Annotated in this window: 24 protein-coding genes; 13 read left to right on the plus strand and 11 right to left on the minus strand. The window is 42.9% G+C overall.

Features of this window, described 5'->3' with window-relative positions; all coding sequences use genetic code 11:
* Window positions 1-6 precede the first annotated feature (6 nt).
* Together ACO05V_RS04585 and ACO05V_RS04590 are read left to right on the plus strand one after the other, a co-directional pair.
* Window positions 7-771 (plus strand): inositol monophosphatase family protein, encoded by a 765-nt coding sequence (locus ACO05V_RS04585; protein WP_421847965.1) that lies wholly within the window; start codon window positions 7-9, stop codon window positions 769-771.
* 104 nt (window positions 772-875) lie between these two features.
* On the plus strand, window positions 876-1,373 hold the full coding sequence (locus ACO05V_RS04590) for a DUF7482 domain-containing protein (protein ID WP_421847967.1): 498 nt from the start codon (window positions 876-878) through the stop codon (window positions 1,371-1,373).
* 216 nt (window positions 1,374-1,589) lie between these two features.
* On the opposite strand, the gene ACO05V_RS04595 is transcribed toward ACO05V_RS04590, so the two are convergent.
* The gene (locus ACO05V_RS04595; protein ID WP_421847969.1) at window positions 1,590-2,714 is read right to left on the minus strand and encodes a hypothetical protein; all 1,125 of its coding nucleotides are present in this window, start codon (window positions 2,712-2,714) and stop codon (window positions 1,590-1,592) included.
* 598 nt (window positions 2,715-3,312) lie between these two features.
* Here ACO05V_RS04595 and ACO05V_RS04600 point away from each other — a divergent pair.
* Both ACO05V_RS04600 and ACO05V_RS04605 read left to right on the plus strand, forming a co-directional pair.
* Window positions 3,313-4,287, plus strand: coding sequence for a DUF1852 domain-containing protein (locus tag ACO05V_RS04600; protein WP_421847971.1), 975 nt, complete (start codon window positions 3,313-3,315; stop codon window positions 4,285-4,287).
* Window positions 4,288-4,344: 57 nt separating this feature from the next.
* Window positions 4,345-5,412, plus strand: a complete 1,068-nt coding sequence (locus ACO05V_RS04605) for a methionine synthase (protein WP_421847973.1) — start codon at window positions 4,345-4,347, stop codon at window positions 5,410-5,412.
* 98 nt (window positions 5,413-5,510) lie between these two features.
* Here ACO05V_RS04605 and ACO05V_RS04610 read toward each other — a convergent pair whose 3' ends face one another.
* Window positions 5,511-6,560 (minus strand): peptidase M42, encoded by a 1,050-nt coding sequence (locus ACO05V_RS04610; protein WP_421847975.1) that lies wholly within the window; start codon window positions 6,558-6,560, stop codon window positions 5,511-5,513.
* A 296-nt stretch (window positions 6,561-6,856) separates the two neighbouring features.
* Here ACO05V_RS04610 and ACO05V_RS04615 point away from each other — a divergent pair, with 296 nt between their 5' ends.
* Window positions 6,857-7,936 carry a methyl-accepting chemotaxis protein gene (locus ACO05V_RS04615; protein WP_421856873.1) on the plus strand — a complete coding sequence of 360 codons (1,080 nt, stop codon included), beginning with the start codon at window positions 6,857-6,859 and terminating at the stop codon, window positions 7,934-7,936.
* A 209-nt stretch (window positions 7,937-8,145) separates the two neighbouring features.
* On the opposite strand, the gene ACO05V_RS04620 is transcribed toward ACO05V_RS04615, so the two are convergent.
* Window positions 8,146-8,394 carry a hypothetical protein gene (locus ACO05V_RS04620; RefSeq protein ID WP_421847977.1) on the minus strand — a complete coding sequence of 83 codons (249 nt, stop codon included), beginning with the start codon at window positions 8,392-8,394 and terminating at the stop codon, window positions 8,146-8,148.
* Window positions 8,395-8,411: 17 nt separating this feature from the next.
* On the opposite strand from ACO05V_RS04620, the gene ACO05V_RS04625 reads away from it, so the two are divergent.
* Window positions 8,412-9,035 (plus strand): TetR/AcrR family transcriptional regulator, encoded by a 624-nt coding sequence (locus tag ACO05V_RS04625; protein WP_421847979.1) that lies wholly within the window; start codon window positions 8,412-8,414, stop codon window positions 9,033-9,035.
* 72 nt (window positions 9,036-9,107) lie between these two features.
* Window positions 9,108-10,319, plus strand: a complete 1,212-nt coding sequence (locus tag ACO05V_RS04630; protein WP_421847981.1) for an MFS transporter — start codon at window positions 9,108-9,110, stop codon at window positions 10,317-10,319.
* Between the two features lie 65 nt (window positions 10,320-10,384).
* Here ACO05V_RS04630 and ACO05V_RS04635 read toward each other — a convergent pair whose 3' ends face one another.
* Complete coding sequence (locus tag ACO05V_RS04635) at window positions 10,385-11,503, minus strand: PA0069 family radical SAM protein (RefSeq protein WP_421847983.1); 1,119 nt, start codon at window positions 11,501-11,503, stop codon at window positions 10,385-10,387.
* Window positions 11,504-11,668: 165 nt separating this feature from the next.
* On the opposite strand from ACO05V_RS04635, the gene ACO05V_RS04640 reads away from it, so the two are divergent.
* The gene (locus ACO05V_RS04640) at window positions 11,669-12,430 is read left to right on the plus strand and encodes an AraC family transcriptional regulator (protein ID WP_421847985.1); all 762 of its coding nucleotides are present in this window, start codon (window positions 11,669-11,671) and stop codon (window positions 12,428-12,430) included.
* 23 nt (window positions 12,431-12,453) lie between these two features.
* On the opposite strand, the gene leuA is transcribed toward ACO05V_RS04640, so the two are convergent.
* From leuA to pspF, 5 genes are all read right to left on the minus strand, one after another.
* Window positions 12,454-14,130 carry a 2-isopropylmalate synthase gene (gene leuA / locus ACO05V_RS04645; RefSeq protein WP_421847987.1) on the minus strand — a complete coding sequence of 559 codons (1,677 nt, stop codon included), beginning with the start codon at window positions 14,128-14,130 and terminating at the stop codon, window positions 12,454-12,456.
* 134 nt (window positions 14,131-14,264) lie between these two features.
* Entirely contained in the window at window positions 14,265-15,323 is a 1,059-nt protein-coding gene (locus ACO05V_RS04650; RefSeq protein WP_421847989.1) for a FecCD family ABC transporter permease, read from the minus strand.
* Window positions 15,320-16,303: an ABC transporter substrate-binding protein gene (locus tag ACO05V_RS04655; RefSeq protein ID WP_421847991.1), complete on the minus strand. Its 984-nt coding sequence runs from the start codon at window positions 16,301-16,303 to the stop codon at window positions 15,320-15,322. Before ACO05V_RS04655 ends, ACO05V_RS04650 begins: the two co-directional genes overlap by 4 nt.
* Before the next feature lie 12 nt (window positions 16,304-16,315).
* A complete protein-coding gene (locus ACO05V_RS04660) occupies window positions 16,316-17,032 on the minus strand; it encodes an ABC transporter ATP-binding protein (protein WP_421847993.1) in 717 nt (238 codons plus the stop codon).
* Between the two features lie 386 nt (window positions 17,033-17,418).
* Complete coding sequence (pspF, locus tag ACO05V_RS04665) at window positions 17,419-18,429, minus strand: phage shock protein operon transcriptional activator (RefSeq protein WP_421847995.1); 1,011 nt, start codon at window positions 18,427-18,429, stop codon at window positions 17,419-17,421.
* Between the two features lie 216 nt (window positions 18,430-18,645).
* Here pspF and pspA point away from each other — a divergent pair, with 216 nt between their 5' ends.
* From pspA to ACO05V_RS04690, 5 genes are all read left to right on the plus strand, one after another.
* On the plus strand, window positions 18,646-19,317 hold the full coding sequence (gene pspA, locus ACO05V_RS04670; protein WP_421847997.1) for a phage shock protein PspA: 672 nt from the start codon (window positions 18,646-18,648) through the stop codon (window positions 19,315-19,317).
* Window positions 19,318-19,355: 38 nt separating this feature from the next.
* On the plus strand, window positions 19,356-19,604 hold the full coding sequence (gene pspB, locus ACO05V_RS04675) for an envelope stress response membrane protein PspB (protein WP_421847999.1): 249 nt from the start codon (window positions 19,356-19,358) through the stop codon (window positions 19,602-19,604).
* A 51-nt stretch (window positions 19,605-19,655) separates the two neighbouring features.
* On the plus strand, window positions 19,656-20,102 hold the full coding sequence (gene pspC, locus ACO05V_RS04680) for an envelope stress response membrane protein PspC (protein ID WP_421848001.1): 447 nt from the start codon (window positions 19,656-19,658) through the stop codon (window positions 20,100-20,102).
* Window positions 20,103-20,178: 76 nt separating this feature from the next.
* Window positions 20,179-20,325 carry a hypothetical protein gene (locus ACO05V_RS04685; RefSeq protein WP_421848003.1) on the plus strand — a complete coding sequence of 49 codons (147 nt, stop codon included), beginning with the start codon at window positions 20,179-20,181 and terminating at the stop codon, window positions 20,323-20,325.
* A gap of 23 nt (window positions 20,326-20,348) precedes the next feature.
* Complete coding sequence (locus tag ACO05V_RS04690; protein ID WP_421848005.1) at window positions 20,349-21,461, plus strand: MbnH family di-heme enzyme; 1,113 nt, start codon at window positions 20,349-20,351, stop codon at window positions 21,459-21,461.
* Between the two features lie 62 nt (window positions 21,462-21,523).
* Here the strand turns inward: ACO05V_RS04690 and ACO05V_RS04695 are convergent, their stop codons facing one another.
* Window positions 21,524-22,396: a hypothetical protein gene (locus ACO05V_RS04695; RefSeq protein ID WP_421848007.1), complete on the minus strand. Its 873-nt coding sequence runs from the start codon at window positions 22,394-22,396 to the stop codon at window positions 21,524-21,526.
* A 103-nt stretch (window positions 22,397-22,499) separates the two neighbouring features.
* Window positions 22,500-23,387: a helix-turn-helix domain-containing protein gene (locus ACO05V_RS04700; protein ID WP_421848009.1), complete on the minus strand. Its 888-nt coding sequence runs from the start codon at window positions 23,385-23,387 to the stop codon at window positions 22,500-22,502.
* Window positions 23,388-23,504 lie beyond the last annotated feature (117 nt).

Below are 23,504 nucleotides of genomic sequence, written 5' to 3' on the forward strand. Positions count from 1 at the left end.
AAAACTATGATATCTCCGCGTGATACTCGATATAAATTTGCTTGTGAATTGGCCAAGCAAGCGGGGCAAATTGCCCTTGGATATCAACAAAGATTAAAGCAAGAAGGTCTGACCATTGACATCAAAGGTCAGCAAGATTTTGTGAGTGAGGCAGATAAAGCCACCGAGGATTATATTCGTAAAGCGCTAGAGAAAACCTTTCCCGAAGACGGCTTTTTAGGGGAGGAAAGCGGCGCGAGTTTAAGCGAAAAAGGCGGCGTCTGGGTGGTTGATCCTATTGATGGCACTACAAATTTTTTGCGTAAACAGCCTACATGGTGTGTGTCCATTGCATTTCTACAAGACGACGAATCAATGATTGGCGTCATTTATGATGCCTGTCGAGGAGAGCTTTTTTCAGCAATAAAAGACCAAGGTGCTTGGTTAAATGGGCAAAAAATTAAGGTTAATCAACAAGGCGATGAGCTTGTTGGTTTGGTCAATTTAGGCTATTCCAATAAAGTGTCACTAGAAAGCTACTTTAGTACGATTCAGCGCTTACTAGAAAATGGTATTGAACATCGTCGCACAGGCTCTGCTGCTCTGGCCTTGGCCCATGTTGCTAGCGGACAATTTGATGGTTTCAGGGAAGACGCTTTGAATGCTTGGGATATGATGGCGGGCGTTTTAATCGCTGCTGAGGCTGGAGCGACAGTATTCGTTTCTCCCATTGAAAATGGCTATAAAGTAAAGGTGAGTATTCCAAGTATTGCCGAATTATTAGCTGGGTGAGATTACCAAAGGTGACACTGAAAAAATAAATAGCTTCTCTTTTTGTCTTTCTGGCCTAAGAATAGTAAGAAGAGAATGTTGATGGATCAAAAGGTGACGTCATTTTGAAAAATATAGTGTTTGTTGTATTGGCTTTGTTATTGTCTGCTTGCAGTGCTGTTTCTAAGCAGTCCCAAGTAAGTTTACCTTTGCTACATGGTTGGCACGAGGGGCAAGAAGTTCGCTATATTACGACAGATGTGTCTGATCAGGCGGTGGCAAAAGCCAAAAATGCCAATTATGCGCCTCGTTTGCGTGACGCTGTGCCTCATTATCCAAAACCACCACAAATGAAAACCGTGCTAGAGCGCGTGTATGCGTTTCCGAATCAAGAACAAACGTGGAGCGTATTTGCTTCTGTCCCAGAACCTTTAGGTTATGAGAGTCAAAATACCCATTATTCGCCGCTTTGGTTGATGTACGCCGTGGTATGGAAAGACCCAAGTAAAGCAACAGAGTTGACTTCTGAAGAAGCGATTCTAACAGCAGAAGATCAGGGCTTGGTCACCATCGAAAGAACTGACATTGTGCTCAATTGTCCGGTCATTCCGTTTGCTGGCTAAAACATAGCAAAGTCATATCAAATATTTGATATGACTTTTAACATATTAAGAAACGCATCGACGGATTCAGCTGCTGTAGATTCAAGTTAGGTGGCCGAATTTTTGCGTCTACTAAACCAGCGTTATTTGAATGCGATAAAACCTCGATTGCCTGCTCGTTGGCGCTTGTTATAGCTCTACTCCAATAAATGCTTACTGAAAAGTAAAGCCTGAAGGTCAATCAGGAGTAATGTTTAGCGGCACTGTGGCGCAGATATTACGACAATAGACTGTTTCTAAGTTTATGGTTATCTGAGGTATCAGCTGAGTATCTGCTGTATACAACGAGTGCATGAGATTATCTGGTAGTTTAATAGATAACGTTTTTTTATTGTATTCATTCGGTTTAAGTTCGAATTCATTTTTAACTTCAATCTCTTCAACTAACGCGATGTTATGTACAAGTGTTTTTGGACTAAGTGAGGAGCTGGAGTCGGGGGTATTAATATGAAACGACTCAAGCATTTCAATTCGTGCAGTAAACTTTTTTATCTTTATAGGTTTTCTTGGTAACAATTGGTACATGATTTTTAGTGTTTGCCCAGGTTTAAAGTCTTGGTGATCGACTTTGATTAATATAGGACCACAGCGACTACGATTTAATTCCTTACGATATTTTAAATATGTTCTAGGGGCAAAAAATAACCACAAGGCAGTACAAATCCAACCAAAAGTGTATGGTTCTAATAGGTTGGGTACGGCAAATAGACTTAATAATATTGAAAATAGAGTTGAGTGAAAGTGATAATCAAATGGCTGACAATTTCCTTGTCCTTCATATACTTTTTCACCTGGTTTTGGTTGGTCACTTGGGAGGCGACGGACTAACTTTGACCCTCTAGGCTTATCTTTTTCTGGTTTAGGGAAAAGCTCGAATGCTATCTCGACTCTTCCTGGCGTTTCAGTTAAAAACCTTGGTTTAAAAGGAATTTTGGAATGACTGGAGTAGTTTAGTGTGAAGTTTTTAAAAACTTTCTTATCTCGCCCAAAAGGAATATCTGCGTAAGCAAGGACATACCAGTCGATAAAAAGTTTATCTCCTTGCCAGCTGATTGGATATTGATCCATTGTAAAATTAAATGGGAACTGATGTTTTCCTGCAGCCAAGAGTTTTTTATCGTTATGAAGAACTATTTTATATGGTGTGTGTTTTTCTGGTAAGCATTTGCCAAATAAATCCCAGAAACAGCTCACATATATTTCGTTAAATGATTTCGGTGAATCCAGCTCTATATCGACATGGCCACTTACGACTTCACCAAGGGTATAGTATTCTTTATCAAGGGATAATTGTAATTTCATAGATAACAGACCAGTAAAGGCTTAAAAAAATGGTGTTACATTATCAGACCCTTGAGGAATAAAGAAGAAACTTGGATGATAGGCTAATAAAGTATTATTTTTTGTTTTAATTCTGTGGCCGTGGATCCAAAGCTCTTTTATTTCAAAACACTCATTACTCACCACTTTGGTTGATGTATGTTGTGGTTTGGAAAGACCCAAGCAAGGCAATAGACTTGACCTCCGAAGAAGCGATTCTAACAGCGGAAGATCAGGGCTTGGTCACCATTGAAAGAACCGATATCGTGCTCAATTGTCCGGTTATTCCATTCTCTCTTGTCGATTAGTGTCCGATAAAATAGCGCTCTATCTAGGGCGTTCTCACCTTCCAGCATACTCCCTTACTCTTGATTGAAAGCTACTATCTTAGAGGAATGTCTATTTTTTAACATGAATAATATTCATGATTGTTAAAATTAATTCATTTTTGTTCATGATTGTGATTGCGTATAACTGTACTCAATTAGTAACTAGGCTGATCGCCGCCAATCGAAAACTGGCAAGTGAAAACAAGGAATAGATCCTTATTTCACTTCAGAAAATAGGATACCAGATCACCATGAACAACAGCTTTACTTTTACCATTAAGAGCATTTGCTTCGATGAAAGCTACCGCCCTTCAGATAATACTCGCATTACAACCAATTTCGCGAATTTGGCCAGAGGAGAGCGACGACAAGAGAATTTACGCGACGCATTAAGGATGATTAACAATCGTTTTAATGCATTGGCGCATTGGGATAACGCAAAGGGAGATCGTTATTCTGTTGAACTTGAAATCGTTTCAGTTGATGTGGATATCGAAGGGAATGGCCAGACCTTCCCAACCATTGAAATTTTGAAGACGAATATTCTTGATCACCACACTGATCAGCGTATTGAAGGGATTGTAGGAAACAATTTCTCTTCTTATGTCCGCGATTACGACTTCAGCGTCGTGTTGCCAAACCATAACAAAGGTCAAAAAGAATTTAGCATTCCTGATAACTTTGGCGACCTGCATGGAAAGCTCTTTAAAAGCTTTGTGAAGTCAGACAGCTTTAAAGAAAAATTTACCAAGCCGCCAGTGATCTGTCTGAGTGTGTCAGACAATAAAACGTATCAGCGAACAGGAAATCAGCATCCAGTATTAGGCGTTGAATATCAGCCAAATAGTACGTCTTTGACCGAGCAATATTTTCAGAAGATGGGCTTACAAGTTCGATACTTTATGCCTGCCAACAGCGCTGCACCGTTAGCGTTTTATTTTGTGGGGGACTTGCTTAACGATTACAGCAATCTTGAACTGATTGGCACCATCAGCACGATGGAAACCTTCCAGAAAATCTACCGTCCAGAAATCTACAACGCTAACGCGGTGGCTGGAAAGCGTTATCAACCGAACTTAAAAAACTCGGATCACTCTCTAACACAAATTGTTTATGACCGTGAAGAACGCAGTCAATTGGCGAGTGAGCAAGGCAAATTTGCTGAACAGAATTTCATAAAACCATATCAAAAGGTACTTGAGCAGTGGTCTGCTAATTACGCATAGACGCAAGTATCCATGGTTATTTTCCAACATTACATTTAATAGACGGCATCTTTTATTATGAAAACAGCTTTTGAAAAAATAGGCACTGAAAAAACACTACTACCAACATCAACGGCAGGAAGCTTGCCTAAACCCACATGGCTTGCAGAGCCAGAAACCCTTTGGTCTCCTTGGAAATTGGAAGGCGATCAATTAGTTGACGGCAAACAGGATGCGCTGCGCATCTCGCTACAAGAGCAACAGCAAGCGGGCATTGATATTGTTAGTGATGGTGAGCAAACGCGCCAACACTTCGTTACTACCTTTATTGAGCACCTCAGCGGCGTTGATTTTGAGAACCGTCAGACAGTAAGAATTCGTGATCGCTATGATGCCAGTGTTCCTACTGTCGTGGGTCCTGTTAGCCGTATCAAGCCAGTGTTTGTTGAGGATGCTAAGTTTTTACGTCAGCAAACCAAGCAACCGATTAAATGGGCGTTGCCAGGTCCAATGACCATGATTGATACGCTTTATGATGACCATTATAAAAGCCGTGAAAAGCTCGCGTGGGAATTTGCCAAAATTCTCAACCAAGAAGCCAAAGAGTTAGAAGCGGCTGGTGTGGATATCATCCAATTTGATGAGCCGGCATTTAACGTCTTTTTTGATGATGTTAATGATTGGGGCATCGCAACATTAGAAAGAGCCATTGAAGGCCTTAAATGCGAAACCGCTGTGCATATTTGTTACGGCTACGGCATCAAAGCCAATACCGATTGGAAAAAGACGCTTGGGTCTGAATGGCGACAATATGAAGAAGCCTTTCCTAAGCTGCAAAAATCCAATATTGATATCATTTCACTCGAATGCCATAACTCTCACGTACCAATGGAATTGCTCGAACTTATTCGCGGTAAAAAAGTCATGGTCGGCGCAATCGACGTGGCGAACCATGCTATTGAGACACCAGAAGAAGTGGCTAATACTCTGCGAAAAGCACTGCAGTTTGTCGATGCAGACAAGCTCTATCCTTGTACTAACTGTGGTATGGCACCGCTTCCTCGTGCCGTGGCAAGAGGCAAGCTAAATGCCTTAACAGCGGGTGCAGACATCATTCGAAAAGAGTTGGCTTTGTCGTCGAATTAATGGGCCTCAAGCGTAAAACAATCCCGTTTCGAATTTATATATCGAAACGGGATTTTTTATGTGTTGCTTCAGATAGTAATAAATAGAATCTGGTGAATCTAAATATTCGACACGACTTTTAACATATTAAGAAACGCATCCACGGATTCCACCGCAGCGGATTCGTGCATGGTGTGATAGCCGATGGTTGGGATTTGAATAGTCGTGCCATCTACCAAGCCATTTGATGCGGCGATAATGCGGCCAAGTTCAGTACTACCTAGCGAGCTTGGTGGCAAACCTTGTTCAGCACGTTTCGCGTTTTCGTTTTCCACATAACGGTTTTTATACAAATAGCTAATATTGTTTTTCACGCACAGTTCTTCAAGAAGTTGTGTGCTGTCTTTGTTAAATGTGGCGTTGGCGTCTTTTTCCCTAAGCACAAGTAACTGCTCATTTGCAGAATCCACATTCGGGAATGGGCTGGTATCCACTACGAATAAACGGTTGGTTGAGCCACCAAAGCGGCGGAACCACTCCAACAAATAGCGCCAACTTTTCCCTGCTTCTTCTTGGGCAGTAAAAAAGGCCGTGCCTTTAAAACCATGATCAAAAAGATGCACTAAAGCCGCGGCTGAAATCACATTGTCAAGCTGACCTTCTAAGCGGTTGTCGACAATGTGCAATTGGTCTTTAAAGGCGATTGGCGTGCCGGCCACCACGCCTTCTAAGCCTTCGGTTTCGAAAATCAAGTTGTTACGAAACTCACAAACGTAAGAGCTTTTAATCGTGCCTTTGCCACGATAAACGCCAGACCAAGGCTCGTAGGCGTAGATTTCTTCGTGGTTGAAGCGTTCTGTTACCTTAGTCATCAATTCTTCAGAAACCGAGTTGTTCAATAAATCGGTGCGGTTTGCCGAAACAAACGCCGCGTATTGGAATTCATTCGGACCAGTACACACTAAACCGTGACGATCTATATGTGCCGAAAACATGGTGCTAAACGGATCGCTGCCTTGGGCAACCAACAAACCTTCGTACCAAGTGACTTTTGCCCCTCGCTCTTCCAGTTCGCGTTGTAACACGCGGAAAAATGAATGCTCTGCGCCAACCACACTGGGCGCGCGAATAAGCAGTTTGAGCAGATCGATAAAGTCATCACTAGGCATGCAAATAGGTTCCAAACAAGGGGGAATCGGAACCTTGTTTATAAACTGAATTGGCTGATTAACATAATGTTTTAACTCAAATTAGCCTAATTATTTCATTATGCTACAAAAATATTATCGTGCTTGTGGAAAACATCCGCTACTCTTTAATACAAATTGAATAATGATATTTAAGGAAGAAGCAAATGCTATTTGGTAAGAAAAAATTATTAATCAGACTAACAGAGTTAGAAAAAGAGCTAGCTTCCTTTCAAGAAACCCAAGCAGATCTTCGACAAGAAATGTTGTATTTCTCTATGTCTCCAGATGGAAAAATAGTCGATGCAAATGCGCTTTTTATAAAGTCCTGTGGGTATGAAAAAGCAGAGTTAACAGGCAAAAATATTAATGACTTGATACTTGGAAAGTCTTTAGAAAAAGAGCATTGCCAAAAGATGTTGTCGGCAATTAGTAATAAGAAACATTGGCATGGCGCTTTGCAGATTGAAGATAGAAATGGCAAAGAGGTTTGGTATCGAGCGACGATTCAGCCGAAAAAGATTGCGGAGGACTCTGTTGTATTAGAAGTTTATGCGGTTGAATTAACGAAAACGATTTCGCATTCGAAAGAAGTTGAAGATATGCTTTTGGCATTAAACCGATCTTCTGCAGTGATTGAATTTAGTTTAGATGGCATCATCTTAAATGCTAACGACAACTTCCTTAAAAGTATGGGGTATTCAAAAAGTCAGATTCTTGGTAAACATCACAAAATGTTTTGTGATGCGCAAGAAGTTGAGACTCAAAAGTATCAAGATTTTTGGCAGCAGCTTCGATCTGGTAAGTTTGTGTCTGAGCGATTTAAGCGTTTCGACAGCCATGGAAATACAGTGTGGTTGGAAGCGTCTTACAACCCTGTTCATGATGACAGTGGTAAATTATACAAGGTCATCAAGCTAGCAACTGTGATTACTGAGCAGATGGAGAGGGAGTTTGCGATTTCTGAAACCTCTGAAATCGCCTATGATATTTCTAAGAAAAGTGATGCGGACGCTGTTAAAGGTAAAAAAGTCATCGAGTCTACGATTCAGACAATGGGCGAACTTTCAGAGCAAATGGGGGATGCGAGCAAAGGCATTACTGAGTTGAATACTCAGTCATTGAAAGTGGCTGATTTGGTAGAAAGTATCCGCGGTATTGCAGACCAAACGAATTTGCTTGCTCTGAACGCTGCCATAGAAGCGGCACGAGCAGGCGAGCAAGGCCGAGGCTTCGCTGTGGTGGCTGATGAGGTGAGGCAACTTGCTTCAAGAACCAGTTCGGCCACTGAAGAAATCATCAAGGTTGTGGGAGAAAATAAAAATCTCACGGAAAAAGCCGTCTCGCTTATAGAGTAAAGCATGGAAAAAGCTCATAAAGCGTTAGACCTTTCAACTGAAGCGGGTCAGGTGATGAATGACATTCAGGTTGGTGCAAGACAAGTTGTTGATGCTGTCGGCCAATTTAACAATAAGCTTTAAACTTTACTCAAGTTAAGCGACACCCTTTTAAACCCCCTAAGAGCTTTGTTTCTTAGGGGGTTTTGTTTGATCAATGATTCAAAGAGCTAAAACAACGCCATCTGATCGCCTTCTTTTGGCGGAACAGCAAAATGACGACAATCGAGATAGCTTAATCGGTTGTCATCCGATCCATATTTGCGTCGCGCTACGTGAAAGCGTTGATTGATTAAATCCGCGAAGATGCCTTCGCCAGTCATGCGTTTGCCAAATTGGCTGTTGTAGAGCTTGCCGCCGCGCATATCCATAATGCGCTGCAAAATTGAATCGATCATTCTTGATTTGGATGAACTCATATCCTAATATGTTAGATATGATTGATTCTACTATGAAATACCGCAGCAAAGTTGGCGAGCGTGGTCGCCCAAGAGAATTTGATATTGATACGGCTTTAGATCGTGCAATACTGTATTTCAGAGAGCATGGTTACAACGGCGTATCAATTTCAGATCTTTCAAAGGCCTTACAACTGTCGGCTGGTAGTATATACAAAGCGTTCTTTAGTAAGCATGCTTTGTTTTCTGCAGCTTTGGATCGTTACATGATGCTTCGGGGACAAAGAATCTCGGAAATTATTGGAAGTAATTCTTCTGGCCGAGAGAAACTTCGAAGTCTCTTGGTCTTTTATGCAGAATCATCTCATGCTTCTGAAGGAAAGTATGGGTGTTTAGTTGTCCTTAGTGCTGTTGAATTATCATGTACTGATGAATCGATTGCATCTAAGGTGACAGCAGCACTCAATGGTAACGAAAGTCGTCTTGTGAGAATTATCCAGGAAGGTCAGGTTGACGGTTCAATAGTTCAGACGATTGATCCAGAGGTAACAGCCAAACTCATGTTGGCGTTGGTTCAGGGGATGCGTGTCCTTGGAAAAATAGGGCAGGAACGTGAAGCTATGATGGCGGTGATAAATACTGCGATGAAAATACTCGATTAAGGCTACTGGTACGCAGGGCTGATGTCAGCTCTGCGTATATTTTTAATTATTTAGGAAATGGATTGATCCAATATGAATAAATCTATAGAAACAAACTCACTAGCCAGTGAGCAGGCACCTACAATTACAAGCTGGCTTACTCTGTTATTAGCATGTGCGTGTGGCTTGATTGCAGCCAATATTTATTATACGCAGCCGCTAATAGGCCCAATTAGCTCTCAATTGGAGCTTTCTGAGCATGCAGCTGGTTTGATTGTAACTCTTACCCAGCTTGGCTACGGACTTGGTTTGCTTCTAGTCGTTCCTTTAGGAGATCTATTTGAAAATAAACGTTTGGCAATATCTATTTTAGGTATTGGAGCTGTCGGCTTGCTGGTATCTGGCTTATCTGGTTCTGTTGGTCCGTTCTTGGTCGCGTCTTTTTTAGTAGGTTTAGGGTCAGTGACAGTACAAATTTTAGTTCCTTATGCTGCACATTTATCCCCTGAAGCGATACGTGGGCGTGTTGTTGGTAATGTTATGAGCGGGCTGATGTTGGGAATTATGTTGGCTAGACCTGTATCTAGCCTTATAACGTATTTCGAGAGTTGGCGAGCTGTATTTTTTATGTCATGCATTTTAATGGTTGTGTTGGCAATTGTGCTGAGTTTTGTTTTACCGGCAAGGCCTGTTAAAGCTCAGTTAAAATACTCCCAGATGTTGAAGTCTATGGTGGAGCTTGTGAAAAATACACCAATGCTACGTCGTAGAGCGCTTTATCATGGTTGTATGTTTGGGGTATTTAGTTTGTTTTGGACAACAACACCATTGTTATTAGCTGGACCAGAGTTTGGCTTGAGCCAAAAAGGGATAGCTCTATTCGCCTTGGCTGGTGTTGCAGGGGCTGTTGCAGCTCCTATTGCTGGCCGAATTGCAGATCGAGGATGGATTAAACTCGCGACTGGGGCTGCAATGATTTTGGCAATAATAGCTTTTGCGATTACTTTTATTGCCCCACTTGGTTCGAGTCTTTCATTAGCCATATTTGTTGTCGCAGGAATTGTACTGGACTTCGCAGTATCTGCTAATTTAGTACTTGGACAGCGAGTGATTTTTGCATTGGCTCCTGAGGTTCGAGGTCGCCTAAATGGATTATATATGACGACTTTCTTTTGCTTTGGGGCCATCGGTTCAGCCCTTGGTGGATGGTTGTTTGCTAGCTATGGTTGGTTTTCGGTCTCGATAACAGGAGTAATTTGTGTTTTCAGTGCTTTAGTGTACTTTCTATTTGAGCCCTCAAATTAAAATAGGCTTAGGTGATACTCCCTTTGATAACATAAATAGCAGAGGGAGTTACGTTATCTAAGCAACTAAAACAACACCATCTGATCGCCTTCTTTTGACGGAACAGCAAAATGACGGCAATCGAGATAGCTTAGGCGGTTGTCATCCAATCCATATTTGCGTCGCGCTACGTGAAAGCGTTGGTTAATCAAATCCGCAAAGATTCCTTCGCCAGTCATGCGTTTGCCAAATTGACTGTTGTAGAGCTTGCCACCTCGCATATCCATAATGCGCTGCAAAACGTGTTCTGCTCTGTCTGGGTAATGCTGGTGGAGCCAATCCGCAAACAAAGGCGCAACCTCATGGGGCAAGCGCAACATGATGTAATTGATGGATTGCGCGCCAACTTCCGCGCATGCAGCGATGATTTCCTCTAGCTCGTTATCGTTGATAAAAGGAATCACCGGCGCGACTAGAACCGAAACAGGAATCCCCGCTTCGCGTAAGGTTTTAATCACCTGCAAACGTGTCTTTCCAGACGCCGTTCTGGGTTCCAAAATACGCTTTAAATCGTTATTCAGTGTCGTCACGCTGATCGCCACATGAATCAGTTTTTTCTCTGCCATTTGCGTCAGCAAATCTATATCTCTGAGTATCAGTGTACTTTTGGTAATCAGTGAAATCGGCTGGTGATGGGCCAAGGCGATTGCCAATAATTGGCGAGTGATTTTCAGCTGTTTCTCAATCGGCTGATAAGCGTCGGTATTGATCCCTAATGCAATGGGTTCACAGCGATAATTTGGGTGCGCCAGTTCTTCTTCAAATAAAAATGTCGCATTGGTTTTGGCAACCAGCTTGGTCTCAAAATCCAACCCTGGTGACAAATCTAAATACGCATGAGTAGGGCGAGCAAAGCAATATACACAGCCATGCTCGCAGCCTTTATAAGGATTCACCGACATGCGAAAAGGAATATCAGGAGACGAATTGCGACTAATAATGCTTTTGGCGCGTTCATGACGAACCTCAGTCTTAGGTGAAGAGGTTTCTAACAAGGCGATGGCTTCGTCGTTTTCATCCACTTCAACCAGCGTGATAGCAAAGCGTCCTGCCATATTATTGGCTGTGCCGCGCCCCTTGATCGGATTGTTGAAAGGAGATTTTTCGCCTTTTTGATCGCTGTTGTTGGTAAAAAAAGCAGACATAAAAACACCCAAAATACTGTATGTATAACCAGTATTTTGGGTATTAAATTTCAATAAAGCAAGTGTTGTTTTGTGGGTTTTTAAGTTTGCTCGTATAGTGTGTTGAGATCTCCTTATTGATAGGTAAACTCAATTGAATGATCGATGGGTTTCTAGGAGAGCGGCGTGTTGTTTCAAAACAATCATTTACCAAATAGTGTTGTGACTTATGCACAAGATTATGAGCACGGTAAATTTGAGCCTTATCATGCTCATAACTGCGCGCAGCTGATTCACACACTAAGTGGTGTGATACGTGTGGAGACTCGTTTTGGTAGTTGGGTGATTCCTCCAAATCGGGGAATGTGGATTCCTGCAGGAATTGAACACAGTCTCCATATGACAGGACTGGTAAAAGTTAGAACGCTGTTTATTGACCCTCTTGCTCGGGCCGATTTGCCCCATGATTGCTCTGTCATTGACGTATCCATGTTATTGAAAGCGCTTATTATTGAAGCGTTAGAGCTTCCTGAAGAAATTGTTTCGGGCGGCCGTGATGAGCGAATTATTGAATTGATTTTGGACGAATTACGTCGATTATCGAGCGTGTCTTTCTATGTGCCATTGCCGAGCTCTGATGCTTTGGTTTCTTTGTGTGATCATGTCAGTCAACGCATTGCTCATGATTGGACAAATGCCGATGGTGCTCATATTTTGGGCATAAGCGAGCGTTCTGTTACTCGAAAGTTCCAGCAAGAAATGTCGCTAACATTTGCAGAATGGCTGCGTAGGAAGCGTTTATTATTGGCTTTGGAATATCTCGCTAGTGGAAAAAGCGTTTTAGATACCGCGATTCTGATTGGTTACGATAGTCCTAGTGCTTTTAGTGCGATGTTTAAAAGTCGAGTCGGCGTATCACCGACTGACTATTTACTGCAATCTCAATAGACGTAATGAAAGTTACCGTCTCGCTAAGCTTCTTTGCACAAAGGATGGCACGCGTTGATTAGTGCTTGTAGCGAGGCCTTGGTCGAATCTTCATCAATGGCAACGCCAAAACTTGCTGGAAGCTGATCGGACTCAATTTGAACATAGCTCACCGCTTTGCTTTTCGTCTGTTGTCCTAATGTGTGTTCATGAAAGTCACTGATGTTTATCTGCCAGTTAAAACGCTTTCTTAATGCATCAAGCATGGCTGACAATAATCCTTTGCCTTCGCCAACCAGTTGCCATGTTTTTTCCTGATAGCGTAATGTAGCACGAATTTCCTGTAATCCGTTTGAGTTATGGCTGCGATAAGTCATTAATGTCATTTGGCCTTTGTTATCTGGGTTCAACCTGTAGGATTCTCTGAATAAACGCCAAACTTCGGCTAGTGGCATCTCGTGTCCTGTTTGATCCGTATGATTTTTGACTCTCTTGCTAAAGTCTATTTGTAATTTTCGTGGTAAAAACAGTCCGTGATTTTCTTGTAATAACCAAGCGGCCCCGCTTTTCCCTGACTGGCTGTTTACGCGAATGACTTCTTCATAAGAGCAGCCAATATCTTTTGGGTCTAATGGCAAATAAGGGATTTGCCAAACCGTCGACGAGGTCAATTTTTGTGCGGCAAAGCCTTTTTTGATCGCATCTTGGTGTGAGCCAGAAAACGCTGTAAAAGCCAATGAGCCAGCATAAGGATGCCGAGGATGAACAGGAAGTTCATTGCATTCTTCGACCAACTCCACTGTGCGGCGCATATCTGAAAAATCTAAATTAGGATGAACGCCTTGGCTATAAAGATTCATTGCTAAGGTGACGAGATCCACATTGCCAGTTCGTTCCCCATTGCCAAATAAGCAGCCTTCGACTCTTTCTGCGCCAGCGAGTATTGCCATCTCTGCTGTTGCAACGCCTGTCCCTCTGTCGTTGTGAGGATGTACGCTGATGGTAATGTGCTCTAGTGAAGAAAAAGACGTCATGAAATATTCAATTTGATCGGCAAACACATTTGGGGTGTTCACTTCCACTGTCGTTGGCAAATTCAAAATCATCGGACGCTCTAGACTCGGCTGCCATGTTTGTGCCGCTGCTTCACATACTTCTAAGGCAAAGTCTGCTTCGGTAAAGCAAAAGGTTTCTGGCGAATATTGAAGCGTCCATTCCGTCTCTGGATATTGTTCACACAATTGGCGAATGTGTTTAATGCCTTGCACAGCTAATTCAAGGGTTGCTGTTTTGTCTTGGCAAAAGACGACTTCACGAAATACGGTCGCTGTAGCGTTGTAAATATGCACTATGGCTTTTTTAGCGCCAACGAGAGACTGTATTGTACGTTCAATTAAATCCGCGCGAGACTGCGTCATCACTTGAATTGTCACATCATCAGGAATGTGGTCACCTTCAATAAGCAAGCGAACAAAATCAAAATCCGTTTGTGATGCGGCGGGAAAGGCGACTTCAACTTCTTTAAAACCGCATTCAATAAGATGCTTAAAGAAAGCCATTTTCTTAACATGATCCATCGGATTAGCAAGCGCTTGATTGCCGTCACGTAAGTCCGTTGAGCACCAACGAGGCGGAGCCTTTAACTGCTTTGACGGCCAAGTTCTGGAAGAAAAATCGATAATTTGAGCAGGGCGATATTTTATAGAAGGCTGGGTTAGCATGATGTTTTCTCTTTAGCATTAGAAATTGAATCCTTATGCTAAAGAGAAGTTTTTTGTCTGTCTGAGCTGTCATTGACAACTATCGTCGCTAAATGGACAAAGCCATCTACAAAAAGCAATCCACAAAAAGTAGCTTACAACGAGACGTTACGCTTTTGTCGCATCAGCAAGACAAAGGCGATGCCGCCGACAAGGCCGGTGAGGATACCTATTGGCATGTCTTCGGGTGGCATGATGATTCTGGAAGCAATGTCTGCCGCGACGAGAAACAAGGCACCGAATAGCGCCGATAAAGGCAAGACTTTGCGGTAATCGCCACCCACTAACAAACGCACAATATGCGGCACCATTAAGCCGACAAAGCCGATGACACCAGAAAAAGCCACCGCTGCGCCAGTCAGTAGCGCGCAGACAACAATTACAATTAGACGGAATCGTTCTACAGGAACGCCCAAGGTGCTGGCGCTTTCATCACCTAGCGTCATAGCGTTTAAATAACGTGCGTTGTAAATCAGATAGCCAGAACCGAGTAAGAGAGTCACCAGCGGGAACCAAAGTTGTCCCCATTGAGCAAGCCCCAAGCCGCCGAGCATCCAGAAAATCACCGTATGAGAGGAGCGGTGATCGCCCATGAAAATGAATAGGTTCCCCAAGGCTGTCAGCACAAAGGCGACAGCGACGCCTGCGAGAATTAATCGTCCCGCACTGTGTGCCGAGGAAAAGTTCGCTACCGCCAAAACTAGAAACATTGCCAATAAAGCGCCGATAAAGGCAAACACGGGAACCGTAACCACGCCTAGAATCATGCCAGTGTGGAGCAAGGCGATAATCGCGCCTAACGCCGCACCAGAAGACACGCCTAATAAATGCGGATCGGCCAAAGGGTTACGAGTGACGGATTGCAATGCCGCGCCCACAATTGCTAAGGCCGAGCCGACCAGGGCAGCAAGCAGAGTGCGAGGTAAGCGCACCGCCCAGATGATGTTTTCGCGTCCCATCGACCAGTTAGGCAGGGTGTTGGTGATCGACAGTTTATGGCCGATCACGCTCCATACGGTGGATTGGCTGATTGACACAGAACCCACACCAATCGCCACGCCCATTAATAACAGCAGTAAGATGCTCAGCATGATTAACAAAGCGGGCAAGGGAACACGTCCCATGATGGTTAGCTTTTTATTGGTAGGTTTCATAACGCCGTTCTAAAAGCCTCGGCTAAGCGTTTAATCGCTTTGATATTTCGTGGCCCTGGCGTGGCCTCGACGTATTCTAATACCACGAAATGGTTGTTTTTCACTGCTGGAATATTTTCGAAGGCTGGGTTGCTGCGCAAGAAATTGATTTTCTGTTCTGCGGTAACGTCGCCATAGTTAACGATAATAATAAACTCAGGTGCTCGGTCAATAACGGCTTCCCAGCCAATTTGAGTCCAGCTTTTTTGCACGTCATCGACGATGTTTTTGCCGCCTGCGGCTTCAATTAACGCCGTTGGCATGCCGAATCGACCCGATGTAAAAGGTTGCTCTTCGCCTGAATCATAAACGAAGACTTTTGGTGCTGTTTTTAATGGCGTTAGGTTTGCTTGGAAGTTGGCTAGGTCTTGCTGATAACCTTTTACTAAGGATTGGGCTTGCTCTTCTTTGCCAAAGATACGGCCTAGATTGAGTAAATCCACATAAAGATCATCCATGGAGACTTTCGGCTTGTCCATGATGTGAATGCAGCTTTCGGTTAGTTCGTAAACCTTGATGCCAAGCGGTGCCAAGGTGTCTGGCGTAACGCCACCGCCGACACGCATGCCGTAGTTCCAGCCAGCAAAATAGAAGTCCGCATCGGCGCCGAGCAGCACTTCTTTGCTCGGATACTTTGGTGACAATTCTTTTAACTCGCCAATGCCATTGCGCAGCGTTGGATCAAGGGTTTTCCAGCCAGAAACGCCCGTGAATCCTGCCATGTGATCTTGAAGACCAAGGGCCAACATCATCTCGGTTAGGTTTACGTCGTTTGATACCGCCGCTTTGGGAGCTTGATCAAACGTCACCTGACGGTCGCAACTTTGTACTGTTACAGGATAACCAGAGGCATTGGCTAAACCTGTGTGCAAAAGTCCGAGCAATGCGCTGCTGATAAGTAATGATGTGTGTTTAATGGTTGTCTTGGCGTTCGCTGTCATGAATCTTTCCTATTAATCATTGATATAAAAAGAGAATCTTGGTCGTTGTGTGATGGGATGATCATCAATGATGGTTTCCACATCAAATACTTGTTTTATGCGCTGCTTGGTAAAGACATCATTGGGTGGTGCGCAGGCCTGCATTTCGCCTTCCTGCATCACTAGAACTCGGTCGGCATACGCAGAAGCAAGCGCCAAATCGTGCAATGACACGATGAGCGTACAAGGCAATTTCGATAGCAAGGCAAGTACATCGAGCTGGTGGCGAATGTCGAGATGATTGGTTGGTTCGTCCAGAATCAATACGTCAGGACGTTGCGCCAAAGCTCGGGCTATCATCACCCGTTGGCGTTCGCCGCCAGACAAAGAGTCAAAAGATCGTTCAGCCAAATGCGCTACATCCAGCAAGGCTAAAGCATTTTCGACTATGTGAGAGTCTTCTTCCGAGCGCCCCCAGACAAGGGATTTTGGCGTTAGGCCGATTTCCACCATTTCAAAAACGCTTAGGCCAAACTCGCCGCCTGTGTCTTGTAAAACTGTGGCGATACGTTGCGCACATTGGCGTGGTGATAGCGACCAGATGTCTTTATCATCCAGTAAGACAGTGCCGTTGGTCGGTTTATTGGTGCGATAAAGACAGCGTAATAAGCTGGTTTTTCCTGAACCGTTTGGCCCAACAATGGCGAGAAATTCACCCGGATGAATAGTGACGCTAATTGGTCTGAGCAATTTCTTGTTCTTATAGGGCGACCAAGCGACGTCCTTCAGCTGCATTCTGGCGGGCTGGCAACTGGAAAAAAACGAGTAAAAAGTGTCGTCTTGTCGCTTATCGTTTGGTGAGGTTGAAGGTGTTGCATTAATCAAGACGAGTCAGGTTCCGTGATGTTGTTTTGTTATAATATAACATTATGTGTTTGGAATATAGATAATGCTTCTTGTTACTGTTGAAAAATAGCATCAAAACGGCGCTTATGTGAGTAAGCACAGACTATACGGAAGGGCGTTTATCTCAACAAGGTTTGTTGGCTGGTGAATTTTCATCTTCACATGTGTGAATTGAATGCAGTGGAATAAGGTCTGAACTAATAAGAGGATTTGCTCAACTAACTAAGAAGTTACTTTAGTTTTTTGAGTTGACCTCTAAATTGGTCGTAAGTGAGCCCCAGAGATTGAGCGGCGAGTCGCTGGTTGTGTTGATTTTTATGAAGAGCTTGCTGAATTAAGTGTTGATGCAGTTGAAAGGTCTGCTCTTTTAAGCTCAAAGATGAATCAGGGGAAAAGATAGATGGTTTTGATTCTAAGGTTTTTGTTTGTGCGACTCGTTTATTGATGAGGCTGTCGCTTGCTTCTTCATTTGCACGAGTAAAAGGATTGATTATGATTTTTTCAACGGGATCGGCATGGAAGCCGCAGCGATAAACCGAGCGTTCAATAGCGTTTTTAAGCTCTCGAATGTTGCCTGGCCAATCATAATTTTGTAATGACCTTAGCGCTTCGGAGCTAAATCCTTGGAAATATTCCCAGCCCAGTTCAATGCTCAGTTTCACAGCAAAGAAATTGGCCAATTCTTCTATGTCTTCTTTTCTATCTCGTAATGGAGGGACTTGAATGACATCAAACGTAAGGCGGTCGAGTAGGTCTGCACGAAATTCGCCTTGTTCGCTCAGGGCCAGCAAATCGGCGTTCGTTGCCGCGACAATTCGAACGTCAACTCGTTGGGTTTTGGCGCTGCCAAGGCGTTCGAATTCACCATATTCAATTAGTCGTAACAGTTTTTCTTGTACTCTTAATGACATGGTGCCAAGTTCGTCAAGGAATAAGGTACCGCCGTCTGCGCGTTCGAATCGACCTTGATATCCTTTGGTGGCGCCAGTAAAAGCCCCTGCTTCATGACCAAATAATTCACTTTCCATCAAGCTGTCGCTAATGGCGGCGCAGTTGATGCTAATAAAAGGCTGGTCCCAGCGCGGTGATAAATAATGCAATCGCTCTGCAATGAGCTCTTTACCGCTGCCTCGCTCACCACAGATCAAGATGGGTCGATTAATCTCCGCCAGAATCGAGGCATGATCAAGTGCATCAGCTAATGCTTGAGAGCTACCAATGACTCTTTGGTTATTCTTCATAAGATTATCGATTGCTCCTAATGTATTTGGTTTAATTCGCTAAATTGATGTGGTTAAAAATACTAAAAAATGGTTTTTTAAACCATTAAAAATTTAGTTAATCACACTCTAAAAACAATAAATTCATGATAATCATAAGGTTATCGATTTTGGCATGAATGCTGTAATAGCAAGATAAGAAATTCATTAATAGTATGTGAAACAGGAGATAAGACCATGGGTATTTTTTCAAGAATGACGGACATTATTAACAGCAATTTAACTTCATTGCTGGATAAAGCCGAAGATCCTAAAAAAATGATTCGAATGATGATTCAAGAGATGGAAGAAACATTAGTCGAAGTGCGTTCTAGTTCTGCCCGTGTGATTGCTGATCGCAAAACCACAGGACGCCGTTTGGAGCGTATGCGCAGCGAAGTAGCAGAGTGGGAAAGCAAAGCCATGCTGGCAATCAATAAAGGACGTGAAGACCTAGCTAGAGCCGCGTTGTCAGAAAAGCAGCAGATAGAAAAAGATGCAGATGCGATTGAGCAAGAATTGTCTGCTTTGGATGAACACCTTGAGCATTTGAATGAAGAAGTAGGGCAGTTACAAATAAAATTGAATGATGCTAAAGCCAAACAAAAAGCCATGTTGTTACGTCAATCCAGCGTAGAAAGCCGTATGCGCGTAAAACGCCAGAATCATAAAGAAGCGTTAGATGATGCTTTTGAGAAATTTGAACGCTTTGAGCGTCGTGTTGACAGCTTAGAAGGTCAGCTCGAATCAATGGATATCGGTATGCAACCAAAAGCCGATCTGAAATCACAAATTGATGCCTTAGCGGAAGATGATGATATCAATGATGAGTTGGCGCGCTTGAAAGAGAAAATGACTAAGACCAACTAAGCTGAATCTTTATCCGTTAATAAAAAAGGAATTGCGCTATGAGTATGGCTGTATTTTTGTTTGTTCCCACCATCATTTTTATGTCGGTAGTGGCACCTATTTGGTTGTTATTGCATTACCGAAGTAAGAACCGTGCCGTAAAGGGATTGGATGAAGGCGATAAGCGGGAGTTAGAGTCTCTATTAATGCAGGCTGATAAATTGACCGACCGCGTACAAGCATTAGAAAAAATTTTAGACGTGGAAAGCCCAGATTGGCGGAGTCGAAATAATGATGAGTACCGATGATCTTTGGGTAGTCGGGTCGTAGATGATTATTAGCCAGTTAAGAGGAATAAAATGATGAAGGATAAAATAAAAGAAAGTATCAAAGCCAAAAAATCTCATGGGTGGGATTTGAACCTATATCGTAATAAGAAGAAAGGTTATTTAGGGGGCGTGTGTGCGGGCTTAGCCGACCATTTTGATGTTGATGCATGGGTCGTTCGCCTTTTCACCTTTGGCGGCTTTTTATTCCTTGGCAGTTTTGTGGTGATTGCTTATATCGCACTTTGGTGGTTCTTGGATGTTCGCCCAAATGGAGAGGGCTATGAATACGAATACGATGAGCATCAACAAAGCTACCGTCCAAAGAAGATGTTTAAGTACGCTGATAGTGCGAATTCGAGATTACGTCGTGCTAAAGAAAAACTCGACGATGCAACGAGACGAGTCACGGAGATGGAACGCCATGTTACATCCAAAAAATTCGATTTAGACCGTGAGTTTTCAAAAATTAGTGACTAATCTTTAATCTGTGTAAATAAGGCGGGTGGGTAAATGCAGATAAAAACTCTTTTTGTCCTTTTAATAATATTAGGAAATGCTTGCCTATATATATCTTGATGCCGTATTTGCTTTTGTTTTGGCGGTGACGATGGATTGTTTAGTCGTGTTGTTATTGAATGTTCCTGTGGCTTTGAGTTTATACAGCCTTGGACGTTTGCTATCGAAACGACTTTATATTTGAAATAAACATCCTGAGGAGATTTGGTGAAGGTTAGATGTGGTTATTTCTTATTCCACGTTGAGCATCTTGCTTTGGGTTTGTTATTGCTAGTTTGTACTCCTTGGCTTTATGCAGACGATTATATTTGGGCATTGCCTGAATGGATGCCTGCTCCTACCGTTCCTGCGGATAATCCAATGACTACTGAAAAAGTCGAATTGGGTCAGCGACTTTTTTACGATGCTAATTTGTCTGGCCCTGGTTACATGTCTTGTTCGACCTGTCATATGCCAGAGCGCGCTTTTTCAGAGCAAAGGCCGGTTTCTGTTGGCGTTACCGGACAGTTTCATAGTCGGAATGCCATGGCGATTGTGAATGTGGCCTATATGAAAACACTGACGTGGGCGAACCCTAAGGAAGTGCGTTTAGAAGAGCAAGCAAAGGTGCCTATGTTTGGCGATCATCCGATTGAAATGGGTACCAAAGATCAAGAAGATAAGGTGATCTTGTTTTTGCAGCGAGACCCTATTTATCCCAACTTATTTCATAAAGCCTTTCCAAATCAAAAGGAGCCAATTAGCTTTGCTACGATCACTAAAGCGTTAGCCTCTTTTGAACGTACTTTAATAAGCTATCAATCATCTTATGATGAGTACAAATACAATCGTAATGACAACGCCATTAGTGATGATGCAAAACGTGGAGAGGCGTTGTTTTTTAGCAATAGACTGGGTTGTTCTGGTTGCCATTCAGGTGTGCATTTTTCCGACGCCACGCAACAATCGCCAGTCTTTCATAATACAGGGCTCTATAACCTAGACGGACAGGGTGCGTACCCAGAAGGTAATCAGGGATTGTACGAACACACTGGGCAAGAGTCAGATAGAGGACGATTTAGAACGCCAACTCTACGCAATATTGCGAAAACCGCACCTTATATGCACGATGGCTCTATCGTTACATTAGAAGAGGTGTTGGATCATTACGCTGCTGGTGGACGTGCCGCATTACGGGGAGACGCTTCTCCCTTGGTATCCGAGAAAATCCATAAATTTGTCTTAACGGCTGATGAAAAACGTCAAATGATTGCCTTTTTAAATAGTCTGACAGACGAAGAGTTTTTAACTTCTTTATCCCATACCACGCCATTTAGATAGCCAGAAAAGGTCTTGCGGTGTTTTGTTAGAAATGCCGCGAGACCTTGATCTAAGTTGAAAGGTTAATTAAGCATCATGGCAGATGATGGAAAGTTAAATTGTCCATTGTCATTCATGCGTTGCTCTTTCGGTGGAATGCTTTGCAGAATGTCCCAATGTTCAACCACGTGGCCTTTATCGACGCGGAATAGGTCGTAGAAAGAGGTTGGCGTGCCATTAAAATCACCACCGCTCACGACTAAAACAAAGTTACCCTCGCCAAGTACAGCATGAATTTTGTCATAGCGAACGGTTGTTCCTTGTGCGACCATGGCAGCAAAGCCTTTTTTAAGCGCGGTGACGCCATCACCAAACCAAGGGTTATGCTGAATGTATTTTTCGCCTTCAACGTATTTGCCTATATTGTCAATATTGCCGTGAAGCAGAACGTCTTCGACCATGTTTTTCACGAGAATTTTATTTTCTAAGGTTTTGTCGAGATCTGTAATTTTGGTGGTGCCATCACTTTGGGTATGACCACTTGGATTCGCAGCGCTTTTGTCTTGGAAATTATCCCAATGTTCTACTATTTTGCCGTTATCAAAGCGAAAAATATCAAACACCACGGCGTTAGCGTCTGCTAAATCTGAATGTAAAACTACATAGTTTCTGTCTTCAAAAGCTCGAACGATGTTGCTGTGATCGGACTTGGGTGTCGCCGGGAATTGTTTTAAAAAGTTCAGCAAACCTTGTTTACCCGAGGCCGCTCCTTGATTGTGCTGAATGTAGGTTTCATCGCTGATGTATTTAAGGCTGGATTGATCCGTTGTTCCTAAATTATCCAAGACAATGATGGCTTTTTCTTTGTTGGACAATTCAGGTGTGGTAGCGGTGCTGGCGCAACCGGCAAGTACCGCGCTCATGGCACACGCGACGACAAATAGATTGAGTTTCATGGTGCTGCTTTCCTATTGAAGAATGATTAAACCATCATATAAGGAATAGGGCTTTTTAGAGGAGGTGATAATCGGCTAAAAGATGGTAAATCTTTGCCTGATTTTAGTTTTCTTTTAGTAAAGATCTTAGTAAATACTCTTTGGGCGTTTTTCCTGTATGTCGTTTGAAGAACTTCACAAAATTAGTGCTTTCATCGAAGCCAAGCGTATTGGCAATATTCTGCGTGGTATGTGTTTTGGTTAATAACATACGTTTGGCTTCTAAGATAACATGGTTATCTATGACTCGTTTGGCGGTTAAGTTGGTGGCAGATTTGCAAATGTTGTTGAGTACTTTATAGCTACAACCCAGTAAATCCGTGTAATAAACCACATCTCGTGATTGGGTGAAATGGCTGAGAAGATACTGATTAAAGCGCACAAAGGTATCTAGTTTGTAGGACGTTTTGGCGTCTGTAATACTTGGCCAATAACGCATTAAAAGATGAATCAAGGTGGTAAATAAATGCCCTTGTAAGATGTCGTCTGGCTCGGTTTTACTTTGTTCTTGCTGTAGTAAAGACAGCAGCATAGCGATGTCTAACTGATCGCTTTTATTGAGGTGATGAGTCGAGGTTAACAGCATGTCCCAATGTAACAGTTGAGTATTTTGCTTCACTAAATCCCAAGCGCTGTCAGTAAAGAAGAGGATATGCCCTTTCACTGGTTTGTTGGGTAAATCGAATTGGTGAACTTGATTGGGACGAATTAGCAGCAAATCGCCTGCGGTTAATGTGACGCATTGGCCATCAATATAATGATTAATATCGCCCTCATTGATCAATAAAAAGGTATAGAAAAGAACGCGGTGGGGCGCAAAAGGTGAAGCTATTTTGGCGTTTTTTTCGGTTAATTCATGGCAGCGTTGATAAAAGGTACTGAGCTCAAATGTCTCAATAGACAATGCGTTGTTATTGGTTTTACGAAAATGGATATTGGGCAAAAGACTCATAACGTGTTTGACCGAAAATACTGATGAATAGCGCAAGATTAGCACAGTCTTTGGGCGAGAAACGAAAAAGGCCAACTCTCAGGAGTTGGCCTTTCGTGTACTTACGCCCAATGTTTG

It is taken from the genome of Marinomonas sp. (assembly GCF_965225885.1).
GTDB lineage: Bacteria > Pseudomonadota > Gammaproteobacteria > Pseudomonadales > Marinomonadaceae > Marinomonas.

Excerpts from the sequence above, each read along its gene's own strand:
- ACO05V_RS04595 (WP_421847969.1), bottom strand. The coding sequence starts at position 2,714 with ATGAAATTACAATTATCCCTTGATAAAGAATACTATACCCTTGGTGAA.
- pspA (WP_421847997.1), top strand. The coding sequence starts at position 18,646 with ATGGGTATTTTTTCAAGAATGACGGACATTATTAACAGCAATTTAACT.
- ACO05V_RS04620 (WP_421847977.1), bottom strand. The coding sequence starts at position 8,394 with ATGAGTTCATCCAAATCAAGAATGATCGATTCAATTTTGCAGCGCATT.
- ACO05V_RS04615 (WP_421856873.1), top strand. The coding sequence starts at position 6,857 with ATGTCTCCAGATGGAAAAATAGTCGATGCAAATGCGCTTTTTATAAAG.
- leuA (WP_421847987.1), bottom strand. The coding sequence starts at position 14,130 with ATGCTAACCCAGCCTTCTATAAAATATCGCCCTGCTCAAATTATCGAT.
- ACO05V_RS04635 (WP_421847983.1), bottom strand. The coding sequence starts at position 11,503 with ATGTCTGCTTTTTTTACCAACAACAGCGATCAAAAAGGCGAAAAATCT.
- pspC (WP_421848001.1), top strand. The coding sequence starts at position 19,656 with ATGATGAAGGATAAAATAAAAGAAAGTATCAAAGCCAAAAAATCTCAT.
- ACO05V_RS04685 (WP_421848003.1), top strand. The coding sequence starts at position 20,179 with ATGCTTGCCTATATATATCTTGATGCCGTATTTGCTTTTGTTTTGGCG.
- ACO05V_RS04605 (WP_421847973.1), top strand. The coding sequence starts at position 4,345 with ATGAAAACAGCTTTTGAAAAAATAGGCACTGAAAAAACACTACTACCA.
- ACO05V_RS04600 (WP_421847971.1), top strand. The coding sequence starts at position 3,313 with ATGAACAACAGCTTTACTTTTACCATTAAGAGCATTTGCTTCGATGAA.
- ACO05V_RS04650 (WP_421847989.1), bottom strand. The coding sequence starts at position 15,323 with ATGAAACCTACCAATAAAAAGCTAACCATCATGGGACGTGTTCCCTTG.
- ACO05V_RS04700 (WP_421848009.1), bottom strand. The coding sequence starts at position 23,387 with ATGAGTCTTTTGCCCAATATCCATTTTCGTAAAACCAATAACAACGCA.
- ACO05V_RS04630 (WP_421847981.1), top strand. The coding sequence starts at position 9,108 with ATGAATAAATCTATAGAAACAAACTCACTAGCCAGTGAGCAGGCACCT.
- ACO05V_RS04625 (WP_421847979.1), top strand. The coding sequence starts at position 8,412 with ATGATTGATTCTACTATGAAATACCGCAGCAAAGTTGGCGAGCGTGGT.
- pspF (WP_421847995.1), bottom strand. The coding sequence starts at position 18,429 with ATGAAGAATAACCAAAGAGTCATTGGTAGCTCTCAAGCATTAGCTGAT.
- ACO05V_RS04585 (WP_421847965.1), top strand. The coding sequence starts at position 7 with ATGATATCTCCGCGTGATACTCGATATAAATTTGCTTGTGAATTGGCC.
- ACO05V_RS04695 (WP_421848007.1), bottom strand. The coding sequence starts at position 22,396 with ATGAAACTCAATCTATTTGTCGTCGCGTGTGCCATGAGCGCGGTACTT.
- ACO05V_RS04655 (WP_421847991.1), bottom strand. The coding sequence starts at position 16,303 with ATGACAGCGAACGCCAAGACAACCATTAAACACACATCATTACTTATC.
- pspB (WP_421847999.1), top strand. The coding sequence starts at position 19,356 with ATGAGTATGGCTGTATTTTTGTTTGTTCCCACCATCATTTTTATGTCG.
- ACO05V_RS04610 (WP_421847975.1), bottom strand. The coding sequence starts at position 6,560 with ATGCCTAGTGATGACTTTATCGATCTGCTCAAACTGCTTATTCGCGCG.